Raw genomic sequence first — 11980 nt, 5'->3', positions numbered from 1 at the left:
GGGTGTGTGACCGCCGCCCTCGCCCCCGCACTCGACCGGGCCGACTGGCAGGCCCGCCGGCAGGCCCACGAGGCGCGGGTGGACGCCTGGCTGACGCCGCACCTGGCCCGCCGTCGCACCGGGGTGAAGCACCCGGTGGAGGACTTCCTGTTCACCTACTACTCGCACCGCCCGGCGCAGTTGCGCCGCTGGCACCCGGGTGCGGGCGTGGTGCTGCGCGACGCCGAACCGGCCGCCTTCGGCCCGGACTACACAGCGGGCGCCGCCGGGCTCACCCTGGACACCGACCGGGTACGCGCGCGCCGCGCCGAGTCGATCGCCTGGATCCGTACGCTGCTCGCGGCGACCGCCGCACGCCCGGCGCACTTCGGCTGTTTCGGCATGCACGAGTGGGCGATGGTCTACCGGCAGACTCAGGAGCAGGTGCGGCACAACGCCTGGCCGCTCCGGCTGAGCCCGGCGGCGACGGCGGCTGTGGTCTCCGAGCGCGGCGTGCGGTGCAGCCACTTCGACGCGTTCCGCTTCTTCACCGCGCCGGCCCGGCCGCTGAACGTGCTCCAGCCGACCCGGGAGGGTCAGCACGCGCTGGAGCAGCCGGGCTGTCTGCACGCCAACATGGATCTCTACAAGTGGGCCTACAAGCTGTCGCCGCTGGTCCCGTCGGAGCTGGTGGCTGACTGTTTCGCGCTGGCCCGGGAGATCCGGGCGCTGGACATGCGGGCCAGCCCGTACGACTTGGCCGATCTGGGCTACCCGCCGGTGCGGGTGGAGACGCCGGAGGGCCGGGCCGAGTACGCCGCCGCCCAGCGCGAATTCGCCGAGCGGGCCGCCGGGTTGCGGGCCCGGCTGCTGGCCGCGCTGGACCGCGCGACGCCGGCCGACCACCGCTGAGCGCGGGGCCGGCCGGCGCGGCCGGTCAGTTCGCGGCGCAGGTCACCGTCGGCGCCGGGTTCGGGGCGGCACCGTCGGCCAGGAACCCGAACGTGGTCTGGGCGGCCGGGGCCAGGGCGCCGTTCCAGCTCGCGTTCCGGGCGGTCACAGTGGTTCCGGTCTGCGTCACGTCGGCGCTCCACGCCTGGCTGATCCGCTGGCCGCCGGCGAGCGGGAAGCGCACGGTCCAGCCGGCGATCGGCGCGGTGCCGTCGTTGCGCACGGTCACCTCCCCCTGGAATCCGCCCGGCCACTGGCCGGCGAGGCGCCAGGTGGCGGTGCAGCCGCCGGGCGTCGACGTCGGGCCCACGGTGGGCGACGGGCTGAGGCTGAGGCTGACGGTCGGCAACGGCGTGGGGCTCGTTGTCGGGCCGGGCGTGGTGCGGCCGAGCGCGGCGACCAGCGCGGGGTACCACCTGTCGGACATCTTCTGGTCCCCGGCCGCGTTGGGGTGCACTCCGTCGTAGGTGTCGGTGGCGGTGCTGAACCCGGTCCACTGGTCGACGACCACGATCGGTGAGGCGGCTGTGGTCTTCCCGGCCGCCCAGCCGTCGATCAGCGCGTTGAGCGCCACGGTCCGCTGGCCGCACTCGGGGCAGCTCGCCGGGTTCATCGGGATGATCTTCGCGACCAGCACTGTCGTGGCCGGGTTGGCGGCGCGCATCTGGTCCACCAGTTTCGAGTACGCGGCCAGGATCGTGGCGGGCGCGATGTTGCTCCACACGTCGTTGGTGCCGAAGTGCATGAGCACGACGTCCGGGCGGGTGGCGGCCAGCCAGCCGGGCAGCAGGTTCTGGTTCGCCACGTTCGTCGCGAGGTAGCCGCCGTGGCCCTCGTTGTCGCCGTCGTAGGGCACGCCGCAGCCCTGCGGCCCGAGCGTGCCGACGAAGTCGACGTCGGTGTGGCCGGTGGACTGGAGGCGGTTCCAGAGCAGCGCCCGCCAGCAGCCGGGCGACCCGGTGATGGAGTCGCCGAGCGGCATGACGCGGATCGGGGTGGCCGCCGCGGCGGCCGGGGGCGGGGTGGCGGTGAGGGCGAGGCCGAGGGCGAGGACCGGCAGCAGCGCGGCGAGTGCGGTCAGCGCGGCGCGCAGGGGGTTTCGGGACATGCGGAAGGGACTCCTGTCACTGTGACGTGGTGGTCGGTGACGGCCCTGACGCTCCCATACGCATTGAAGTGCTTCGACGCCTTCGGCTCAACCCTCCGGGTGGCCCCGGTGCTCGTTCCACTCCGGGGCGAGAATCGACATGACCGTGGCGTCCACCCAGTCGTCGCCGTCGCGCAGCACCTGCCGCAGCGTCCCCTCGGCGACGAAACCCACCTTCTCGTAGGCACGCCGGGCGCGCGGGTTGAACGCGAACACCTCCAGGCCGATGCGGTGCAGGCCGAGCTGTTCGAAGCCGTACCCGACGACGAGCCGGACCGCCTCGGTGCCGAGGCCGCGGTCGCGGCCGCCGGGCCCGATCAGCGTGCGGAAGTTGCAGCTGGCGTTGGCCCGGTCCCACTCGTTGAGCACCACCTCTCCGACGCAGGTGCCGCTCACCCGGTCCACCACCGCGAGGTCGAGCCGGTCGCCCTGGCTGTTGCGGGTGCCGTACCAGGCGCGCAGCCGGGACGGCTCGAACGTCTCGCCGGCCGGGCTGCCGGTCAGCCGGGCCACCTCCGGGTCGGCCAGGATCTCGGCGAGCGCCGGCAGGTCGTCGTCGTGGAACGGGCGCAGCACCACGCGCTCGCCGGTGAGCGTGGGCTTGACGGAGAAGTCGATCACGGAGCGGAATTCTCCGGGCGGCGTGCGCGACGGCTCAACCGGATTTCGGTCAGTCGCCGTCCACCCGGCGGTCGCGTTTGCGCTGGGACTGACGTTTCTTCTCGGCCAGGCGGCGTTCCTTGGCGCCGCGCGACGGGCGGGTCGGCCGGCGCGCCTTCGGCGGCGGGGCGACCGCGTCGCGCAGCAGCGCGGCCATCCGCTCGCGGGCCGCCTCCCGGTTGGCCAGTTGCGCGCGGTGTTCGCTGGCTGTCACCGTCAGCACACCGCCGACCAGGCGGCCGGCCAGCCGGGCCAGCGCCCGTTCCCGCAGCGCCTCCGGCACGCTCGGCGAGCCGCCCAGGTCGAAGCTCAGCTCCACCCGCGAGTCGGTGGTGTTGACTCCCTGCCCGCCGGGCCCGGATGACCGGGAGAACCGTTCCCGCAGTTCGGCTGCGGGCAGCACGAGCCGGTCGGTCACCCGCAGTCCGTCGTCCACGCCCCGAGGCTAGCGCCCGGCGCGGTGACTCGGGGTGGGGGTGGCGCTCGGCGTGGGACCGGCCCGCTCCTCGCCGCCGCCGGCCGCCGCGTACGCGGCCGCGCCGAAGAGCAGCAGGGCGATCACGGCGAGCTTGACTGCCACGCCCCGGATCGCCAGCCAGGCGTTGCGCCGGGCGGTGGGGACGGTGGTCCGGGCCGTCCGGTAGTCCGTCCAGCCACGCTTCGCACGCGCGTAGGACGCGCCGACTCCGGCGCCGATGATCAGGCCCACCAGGAGGAGGGCCGCGATGACAGCTTGCTCCACCTCCGCCAGTATCCATACTCAGCGTAATATTTCTATGCTCGGATGATTTCGCGCCGGATATCCGACACTTCGTACCGATCTTGCACTGCTTGTGCAGGTCAGCGCGGGCGGCGGGCCGCCCGCGCGGGCGGCTCAGCCACCCCGGCCGATGATGGTGTCGGCGGTCTGCTGGACCTGGTCGATCGGGATGGCGAAACCGATGCCGATCGAGCCGCTGCCGTCGATGGTCGCGATCGCCGTGTTCACGCCGACCACCTCACCGCGCGCGTTCACCAGCGGCCCACCGGAGTTGCCCGGGTTGATCGAGGCGTCGGTCTGCACCGCCGTGTGCCGGCCGTTGCCGATCCGCACCTGCCGGTCCAGGGCACTGACGATGCCCGCGGTGACGGTCCCGGCCAGCCCGAGCGGCGACCCGACCGCCAGCACCGGCTCCCCGACCCTCGTCGAGTTCGCCTTCGCGAGCGGCAACGGCGGCAGCCCGGCCGACGCGGGCACCTTCAGCACCGCGAGGTCGCTGCCCGGCTCCCGGCCCACCACCTCGGCCGGGAAGCGCCGCCCGTCCGAGGTCTCCACAGTCACCGCGCCGGCGCCGCCCCGGGCCAGGATGTGGTCGTTGGTGACGATGTGCTGCTCGTTGTCGATGGCGAACCCGGAGCCGGACGCGGACGCGCCGGAGCGGCCCCCCACCATCACCGAGACCACCCCGGGCACCGTCTTGCCGGCGGCGGTGACCAGTTCGGCCGGCACCGGCGCGGCGGACGCCGCCGCCGGTCCCGGCGCGCCCCGGTCGGCCGCCCAGGTGCCGGCCGCCGCGCCGGAGACGGTGGAGAGCGCCACCACCGCCGCCACGCTCAGCAACCGGTGCCGGAGGCTCCGCCGCCCGGCCTCCGGCCCGCCCCCGGGTACGTCCCGGTAGCCGCGCCCGTCCGGGTCCAGCTCCGGCGAGACGAACCACGGGCCGCGTGGCTCGCCGAGTCCGGTCTGCACTGCCATGCCTGGCTCCTCACGTGTCGTGCGGTAGTGGTGTGCGGGTCAGGGCAGCCGGGAGAACCACCGCAGCGAGCCGGCCGCGGCGCCCATCGCCAGGACCAGTCCGAGGCCGATGAAGCGGGCCGAGACGTCCTGCCGCTCGGTGCGGTAGCCCACCGAGGTGCCGATGTCCTCGTAGACGTCCTTCAGCTCGGCGCTGGTGGACGCCTCGTGGAAGCCGCCGCCTGTCGCCTCGGCGACCGCCCGCAGCGTCTGGCCGTCCACCGGCACCTGGATCGCCCGGCCTCCCCTGTCGACCGAGCCACCGGGCGTGCCGAAGGAGATGGTGTGCACCGGCACCTTCGCGGCGACCGCCTGGTCGGCGGCCTCCATCGGGTCCATGCCGGAGGTGTTCGCGCCGTCGGAGAGGATGATGATCCGGGCCGGCGGCGGGTCCTTGGCGGCGGTGGCGTCCAGGCTCTTGACCGCGCCGAGCGAGGTGCTGATCGCCTCGCCGATGGCGGTGCCCTGCACGCCGGTGATGCCCTCGGCCAGCCGCCCGATGCCGTCGTGCAGCGCCTCCCGGTCGGTGCTCGGCGGCACCAGCACCGCCGCGCTGCCGGCGAACGCGACGAGGCCGACGTTGAACTCGTCGGGCAGCCCGTCGACGAACCGCCGGCCCGCCTCCTTGGCCGCCGTCAACCGGTCCGGGTCCACGTCACCGGCGAGCATCGAGGTGGAGACGTCCACCGCGACCATCACCGTGGCCCGCTCCCGGGGCACCCGCACCTCCGCCTCGGGCCGGGCGAACCCGACCACGAGCAGCGCCAGCATGGCGAGGAACAGGCCCGCCGGGACGTGCCGCCGCCAGGCCGGGCGGCGCGGTGCGACCCGGTCGAGCAGGCGCAGGTTGGTGAAGCGCACCGCGTACCGGCTCTGCCGCCGTTGCAGCACCAGGTAGCCGGCGACCAGGGCGACGACGGCGAGCAACAGCCAGAGGCGGGCGGGTGACTGCCAGGTCATGCGACACCTCCGCGGGCCGCGGCCGGCACGGTGGCCAGCCGGCGCTGCTCGTGCACGTACCGGACGACGTCCGCGCACCAGTCCCGGTCGGTGCGCAGCGCCAGGTGGGTGGCGCCGGCCCGGCGCAGCGTGCGGCGTACCTGGTCGCGCTGCTCGGCGGCGGCGTGCGCGTACCGCTCGCGCAGGGCCGGGTCGCCGGTCCACACCTCGCGGTGCCGGCCGCTCTCCGGGTCGACCAGCGTGACCAGGCCGACGTCCGGCAGCTCCAGCTCACGCGGGTCGGTCACCTCGACCGCGAGCACCTGATGCCGGACCGCGAGGCGGCGCAGCGCCGCGGCCCAGGGCGGCGGCGCGGCGTCCGGGTCGTCGGGCAGCTCGTCGAGGAAGTCGGAGACGATCACCACGAGACCGCGCCGGGTGGCCACGCGCTGGAGGCCGTCCAGCCCGTCGACCAGGCCCGGCGCCGCGTCCGTCCGGCCCGCGCCGGCCGCGCCGACGCCGTCGGAGTCCGGCAACTCGCCGGTACGCGGGGCGCCGAGCAGCGCGCGGAGCAGCCCGAGCAGATGGGTACGCCCGCTGCGGGCCGGGAACCGGCGCAGCCCGTCCGGGGTGAGCACCTGGGCGCCGAGCCGGTTGCCGACTCCGGCGGTGAGGAAGCCGATCGCCGCCACGGCGGCCACCGCGAGTTCCCGTTTGTCCAGCGTGGACGTCCCGTACTCCATGCTGGGGCTGGCGTCGACGAGCAGCCAGGTGGTCAGTTCCCGGTCCGCGTCGACCTCCCGTACGTGCGGAACCGTGGTCCGGGCGGTGACCGCCCAGTCCATCCGGCGTACCTCGTCCTCACCGGGCCGGTACTCGCGGCTGCCGGCCGCCTCACTGCCGGGACCGGGCAGCAGGCCGCGATAACGGCCGTGCAGCAGGCCGTCGAGCCGCCGGGTCACAGTCAGCTCCAGCCGGCGCAGCCGCTGGTCCGGGGCGAGATCGGCGAGCCCGGGCTCGGCCGCGCCGGTCATGCCGCCGCCAGGTCGGACACCGTCTCCGTGGGCCCGTTCACCAGCCGGGGCGGCGGCACCGCCTCGATCACCCGGCGCACCACGTCCTCGCCGGAGATCCCGTCGGCGATGGCGTCGAAGGAGAGCACGAGCCGGTGCGCCAGCACGTCCACAGCCAGTTCCCTGATGTCCTCGGGGAGCACGTAGTCCCGGCCGTGGATGAGCGCCTGGGCGCGGGCGGCGGCGACCAGGCCGAGCGTGGCCCGGGGGCTGGCCCCGTACGCCAGCAGGGGCACGACGTCGGCCAGGCCGAAGCGCTGCGGGTCGCGGGTGGCGAGGATGAGGCGGACCACGTACTCGGCGAGCGCGTGGTGGACGAAGACGTCGGTGGCGCGGCGCTGGAGGTCGCGCAGCCGGACCGGATCGAGCACGGTACGCGCGGTGGGTCGCGCGGTGCTCATCCGGTAGAGGATGGCCAGCTCGTCGGCGTCGCTCGGGTAGTCGACCACGACCTTCATCAGGAAGCGGTCGCGCTGTGCCTCGGGGAGCTGGTAGACGCCCTCGGACTCGATCGGGTTCTGGGTGGCCAGGACCAGGAACGGGTCCGGCACCGGCCAGCTCCGGCCGGCGATGGAGACCTGCCGTTCGGCCATCGCCTCGAGCAGCGCCGACTGCACCTTGGCCGGGGCCCTGTTGATCTCGTCGGCGAGCACCAGGTTCGCCATGATCGGCCCCAGCTCCACGTCGAACTGTTCGGTGGAGGCGCGGTAGATGCGCGTGCCGACGATGTCGGAGGGAACCAGGTCGGGGGTGAACTGGATGCGGGAGAACGTGCCACCGACCACTGTGGCGAGCGTCTGCGCCGCCAGCGTCTTCGCCACCCCCGGTACGCCCTCCAGCAGGCAGTGCCCGTCGGCGATCAGGGCGGTGAGCAGGCGGTCGACGAGCCGATCCTGCCCGACGATCACGCGTTTGACCTCGGCGAGGGTCTGTTCCAGCTCGACGCCGCTCGCGTCGGCATCGACCGGGCTGGGCACGCTGGCGCGGGTGTCCGAGATGTCCGTCACGGTGCTTGCTTCCCGTGCCGGACCGGCGACAAACGTCGGATTATCGGCCCCTGGGCGGTGGTCGCCGGGCCGGACCGGCAGCATCTCCCCAGCCGGGGCGCAACGGCACGAACCGGCGCGGCACCGGCCGGACCGGCACGGAACACACCGGCCCCCGCCGGAGCGGGGGCCGGTGCGGGGTGGGGCCTGTCAGTTGGCGATGACCAGGTGGAACGGCCGGTCCGCGGCACCGCCGGTGGAGTTGCGCGTCTGCACGAAGACCGCGTTCGGGGTCAGCGTGCGGGGCGCGACCGACACCTCACCGGCCGGCGGCACGTTCGCCGTGTCGTTGGTGCCGATGGTCGCCACGTACGCCTTGGCGGACACGTTGTAGTCCAGCAGCACCTGGTACTGCCCGGGGGACACCCCGGTGCCCGGGGCGAACCGGAACGCGGACACCACGTTGCCGGAGTGCTGCAGCAGCGTCCCGTTGGCCGCGACGACGGCCCAGGCGACCTGCCCGGCGGCGGGCGGGGCCAGGGTGGCCCGCATGGCGGTGCGGGCGGCCTGCCGCTCGACGGCGGTCACCGGCGGCTGCGCCGTGGCGTGCCGGACGCCGGGCTGCGGCTGCGGCTTCGCCTCCGGCTGGGCGGCCGCGGCGATCCCGCCACCGGCCAGGCTGAGCGACAGCGCGGCGAGCGCCACCACCGTCGCCTTTCGCTTGAAGAATGTGGCCATGAGTTCTCCCTTGGTAGGCCGTGGTGATACGGCGACTGCGCGCGTCGAATTGCGGATCATCGGGATTCCGCCGGGAGCGCACCGCTTGTGAGCTGGCCTTACTGCAGAGAGTCGCGACATCTCAATCAGGTGGGACCTAGCACCGGAAAATGCGGGGGGTCAATAGCGTCATTGCGTGTCCGAGCCACGGGAAAGATGCGCAAAATTGCGAGGAACAATTCGCGAAATTGTTTCGGAGGGCGTCGCGCCGGCGTCGCCCCGGGTAGTCTGACCGCCATGATCACCATGTCGGGGCCGCCTCGGGGCGGACGCCCGGCCACTGCCGCGTGCTGGCTCGCTGTCGCGCCGGTCGCCGCGTGGGCGCTGATCCGCCTGACCGGGCTGGAACGCGGTCCGCTGGTCCAGGCGATCGCCTTCACGCCGTACGTGGCCGCCACGGCCCCGGTGGTGGCGCTGGCGGCGCTCGCCCTGCGGCGACGTGCCCCGGCGGCGGTAGCGGTGCTGGCCGCGCTGGCGCTGATCGGCGCGGTGGCGCCCCGCGCGATACCCGGCGACCGGCCCGCCGCAGACGGGCCGACGGTACGTCTGCTCACCGCCAACCTGCGCCTCGGCTCGGCCGATGCGGCCGCACTGGTGGACCTGGTCCGCACGCGGCGGGTGGACGTGCTCACGGTGCAGGAACTCACCCCGCCGCTGGCCGCCGAGCTGGACCGGCTCGGCCTGGCCACGCTGCTGCCGCACCGGTCGTCGAACCCGGAGGTCGGCTCGACCGGCTCGGGCGTCTACGCCCGCCACCCGCTGCGCGACGGCGGTCACCGCCGCAACCAGGGCTTCTTCTTCACCCAGGCGTACGCGACTGTGGCGGTGCCCGGTGCGCCGCCGCTTCGCGTGGAGTCCGCGCACCCGGCCGCGCCGTACGCCCTCGACGTGGTCCCGGACTGGTGGACCGACCAGCGCGCCCAGCCACCGGCCACCCCCGACGGCGGGCTGAGCGTGCTGGCCGGGGACTTCAACGCCACGCTCGACCACGCGGCGCTGCGGAACCTGATCGCCACCGGCTACACCGACGCGGCGGACGCGGCCGGAGCCGGGTTCGGCGGCACCTGGGGCCCGTACGACGGCGACCCGATCCCCCCGATCACCATCGACCACGTCCTGGTGGACCGGCGCGTCGCGGTGGTCGCCGCCGGCACCTTTCCGGTGCCCGGCAGTGACCACCGCGCGCTGCTGGCCGAGCTGCGCCTGCCGGCCGGCTGAGTCAGGCGGCCGTACCGCCCGCCACCCGGGACCGGTCCAGGCCGTAGGTGAGCGCGTCGACGAGCGCGTGCCAGCTCGCCTCCACCACGTTCGGGTGCACGCCCACTGTGGTCCAGTCCCGCCCGACGCCGGCGGTCTCCACGAGCACCCGGGTGACCGCGCCGGTGCCGTGGGTGCCCTCCAGGATGCGCACCTTGTAGTCGGCCAGCTCGAACTCGCGCAGCTCCGGGTAGTGCCGGGCCAGGCCCACGCGCAGCGCCTCGTCCAGCGCGTTCACCGGACCGTTGCCCTCGGCGGTGGCGATCACCCGCTCGCCGCGTACCCGGATCTTCACCGTCGCCTCGGAGACCACCGCGCCGTCCTCGCGGTGCTCGACGATCACCCGGTACGACTCCAGCGCGAACGGCCGGGCCGGCGCGGCATCGGGCAGCTCGGAGCGGACCAGCAGCTCGAACGAGGCGTCGGCGGCCTCGAACGACCAGCCGTCGGCCTCCAGCTCCTTGACCCGCCGGGTGACCTGGGACAGAGCGTCCGGATGGCCGGCCAGGTCCAGACCGAGCTCGCGGCTCTTGAGCTCGATGCTGGCCCGGCCGGCCATCTCGGTCACCAGGATCCGCATGTCGTTGCCCACCACAGCGGGTTCCACGTGGTTGTAGAGCAACGGGTCGACCTTGATCGCGCTCGCGTGCAGCCCCGCCTTGTGAGCGAAGGCGGCGGCCCCGACGTAGGCCTGGTGGGTGTCGGGGGCGATGTTGGCGATCTCGGCGATGGCGTGCGAGACCCGCACCATCTGTTCCAGGCAGCCCTCCGGTAGGACGGGCATGCCCAGCTTGAGCTGGAGGTTGGCGACGATCGCGAAGATGTCGGCGTTGCCGGGGCGCTCGCCGTACCCGTTGGCGGTGCCCTGCACGTGCCGGACGCCCGCCTCGACTGCGGCGATCGTGTTGGCGACCGCGCAGGCGGTGTCGTTCTGCGCGTGCATGCCGAGCAGTTCCGGCGCGATCCCGGTCCGCGCCACCAGTCCCTCGATCACGGCGGTGACCTGCGACGGCAGCATGCCGCCGTTGGTGTCGCAGAGCACGAACCGCTCGGCGCCGGCGGCCAGGGCGGTCTCCGCCACCGCTGTGGTGTAGCCGGGATCGAACCGGAACCCGTCGAAGCAGTGCTCCCCGTCGACGAAGACGCGCCGCCCCTGCGCCACCAGGTGCGACACGGTGTCGCGGATCATGGCGAGGTTCTCCTCGGCGGTGGTGCGCAGCGCGCGCTCCACGTGCCGCAGGTCCGCCTTGGCGACCAGGGCGACGGCCGGGGTCTGCGCGTCGAGCAGGCCGCGCACCTGCGGGTCGTCCTCGACGGCGAGGCCGGCCTTGCGGGTGGCGCCGAAGGCGACCAGGATCGCGTGCCGCAGCTTCAGTTCGGTGCGGGCGCGGCGGAAGAACTCGGTGTCCTTCGGCACCGCGCCCGGCCAGCCGCCCTCGATGAAGCCGACTCCGAGGTCGTCCAGCAGGCGGGCGACCGCCAGCTTGTCGACCACCGAGTACGTGAGCCCTTCGCGCTGCGCGCCGTCACGCAGCGTCGTGTCGTACACCTGGAACGTCATCGGAGTCCTCTTCTCGTGCCCTGGGGAGCAAACAAAAAGACCCCCCGCGGGATGCGGGAGGTCTGCGCGCTCGGCGAGGGAGAGCCGGCGCGCTAGCTGCTAATGATCAGGACGAAGCTGGTCACGACACGTACTCTGCCACCCCACCCCGGTTTTTGGGAGGCCTAACCCATATTTCGGGACGACGACCCGGCCGGTGATCACCTTCACACCCGGCGACGCCCGCCACGAGCACGAACCGCGCTCCGGAAGAATCTTGAACTGATCCAGTTACTGGCCCGGCGGTATCGCCGGGCCACGCTCAAGGAGGACCCGTGCTCACTGTCGGTGACCACTTCCCCGAGTACGAACTCACCGCCTGCGTGTCGCTCGACGCCGACAAGGCGTTCGAGACGATCAACCACAAGTCCCACGAGGGCCAGTGGCGAGTCGTGTTCTTCTGGCCGAAGGACTTCACCTTCGTCTGCCCGACCGAGATCGCCGAGTTCGGCCGCCTCAACGGCGAGTTCGCCGACCGCGACGCCCAGGTGCTCGGCGTCTCCGTCGACAACGAGTTCGTCCACTACGCCTGGCGCAAGGACCACCCGGACCTGCGCGAGCTGCCCTTCCCGATGCTCAGCGACATCAAGCGTGAGCTGACCTCCGCCTGCGGCGTGCTCGGCTCCGACGGTGTCGCCCAGCGGGCCACCTTCATCGTGGACCCGAACAACGAGATCCAGTTCGTCATGGTGACCGCCGGTTCGGTCGGCCGCAACGTCTCCGAGGTGCTGCGGGTACTCGACGCGCTCCAGACCGACGAGCTGTGCCCGTGCAACTGGAACTCCGGTGGCGCGACGCTCGACGCCAACGCGCTCCTCGCCGGCGCCGGGGCCTGAC

13 protein-coding genes are annotated in these 11980 nt (G+C 73.5%); 3 read left to right on the top strand and 10 right to left on the bottom strand.

Translation table 11 applies throughout. The annotated features are described in order from the left end of the window. Nucleotides 1-6: 6 nt before the first annotated feature. Nucleotides 7-891, top strand: a complete 885-nt coding sequence (locus AB0B20_RS01285) for a 3-methyladenine DNA glycosylase (RefSeq protein ID WP_357388152.1) — start codon at nt 7-9, stop codon at nt 889-891. Nucleotides 892-916: 25 nt separating this feature from the next. On the opposite strand, the gene AB0B20_RS01280 is transcribed toward AB0B20_RS01285, so the two are convergent. From AB0B20_RS01280 to AB0B20_RS01240, 9 genes are all read right to left on the bottom strand, one after another. Further along, complete coding sequence (locus AB0B20_RS01280) at nt 917-2038, bottom strand: cellulose binding domain-containing protein (RefSeq protein WP_357388154.1); 1122 nt, start codon at nt 2036-2038, stop codon at nt 917-919. A gap of 87 nt (nt 2039-2125) precedes the next feature. Beyond that, the gene (locus tag AB0B20_RS01275; RefSeq protein ID WP_357467183.1) at nt 2126-2698 is read right to left on the bottom strand and encodes a GNAT family protein; all 573 of its coding nucleotides are present in this window, start codon (nt 2696-2698) and stop codon (nt 2126-2128) included. A 49-nt stretch (nt 2699-2747) separates the two neighbouring features. Next, nucleotides 2748-3173, bottom strand: coding sequence for an alternative ribosome rescue aminoacyl-tRNA hydrolase ArfB (arfB, locus tag AB0B20_RS01270; protein ID WP_357388158.1), 426 nt, complete (start codon nt 3171-3173; stop codon nt 2748-2750). Nucleotides 3174-3182: 9 nt separating this feature from the next. Then, nucleotides 3183-3479: a hypothetical protein gene (locus AB0B20_RS01265; protein ID WP_357388160.1), complete on the bottom strand. Its 297-nt coding sequence runs from the start codon at nt 3477-3479 to the stop codon at nt 3183-3185. 132 nt (nt 3480-3611) lie between these two features. Further along, nucleotides 3612-4472 carry a trypsin-like peptidase domain-containing protein gene (locus tag AB0B20_RS01260; RefSeq protein WP_357388162.1) on the bottom strand — a complete coding sequence of 287 codons (861 nt, stop codon included), beginning with the start codon at nt 4470-4472 and terminating at the stop codon, nt 3612-3614. 39 nt (nt 4473-4511) lie between these two features. After that, the gene (locus tag AB0B20_RS01255; RefSeq protein WP_357388164.1) at nt 4512-5471 is read right to left on the bottom strand and encodes a VWA domain-containing protein; all 960 of its coding nucleotides are present in this window, start codon (nt 5469-5471) and stop codon (nt 4512-4514) included. After that, entirely contained in the window at nt 5468-6484 is a 1017-nt protein-coding gene (locus tag AB0B20_RS01250; protein WP_357467176.1) for a DUF58 domain-containing protein, read from the bottom strand. The genes AB0B20_RS01255 and AB0B20_RS01250 overlap by 4 nt, the downstream gene beginning before the upstream one ends. Beyond that, nucleotides 6481-7530, bottom strand: a complete 1050-nt coding sequence (locus AB0B20_RS01245) for a MoxR family ATPase (protein WP_357388168.1) — start codon at nt 7528-7530, stop codon at nt 6481-6483. Before AB0B20_RS01245 ends, AB0B20_RS01250 begins: the two co-directional genes overlap by 4 nt. A gap of 189 nt (nt 7531-7719) precedes the next feature. Continuing rightward, entirely contained in the window at nt 7720-8247 is a 528-nt protein-coding gene (locus tag AB0B20_RS01240) for a hypothetical protein (protein WP_357467173.1), read from the bottom strand. A 276-nt stretch (nt 8248-8523) separates the two neighbouring features. Here AB0B20_RS01240 and AB0B20_RS01235 point away from each other — a divergent pair, with 276 nt between their 5' ends. After that, nucleotides 8524-9504 (top strand): endonuclease/exonuclease/phosphatase family protein, encoded by a 981-nt coding sequence (locus AB0B20_RS01235; protein WP_357467170.1) that lies wholly within the window; start codon nt 8524-8526, stop codon nt 9502-9504. A 1-nt stretch (nt 9505) separates the two neighbouring features. Here AB0B20_RS01235 and cimA read toward each other — a convergent pair whose 3' ends face one another. Beyond that, complete coding sequence (cimA, locus tag AB0B20_RS01230; protein ID WP_357467167.1) at nt 9506-11104, bottom strand: citramalate synthase; 1599 nt, start codon at nt 11102-11104, stop codon at nt 9506-9508. A 314-nt stretch (nt 11105-11418) separates the two neighbouring features. Here cimA and AB0B20_RS01225 point away from each other — a divergent pair, with 314 nt between their 5' ends. After that, a complete protein-coding gene (locus AB0B20_RS01225) occupies nt 11419-11979 on the top strand; it encodes a peroxiredoxin (RefSeq protein ID WP_357467161.1) in 561 nt (186 codons plus the stop codon). The last annotated feature ends 1 nt before the right edge of the window (nt 11980 follow it).

The sequence above is a fragment of the Micromonospora sp. NPDC049151 genome, assembly GCF_040648395.1.
Taxonomy (GTDB): domain Bacteria; phylum Actinomycetota; class Actinomycetes; order Mycobacteriales; family Micromonosporaceae; genus Micromonospora.
This window is presented reverse-complemented; position numbering and strand designations above follow the sequence as displayed.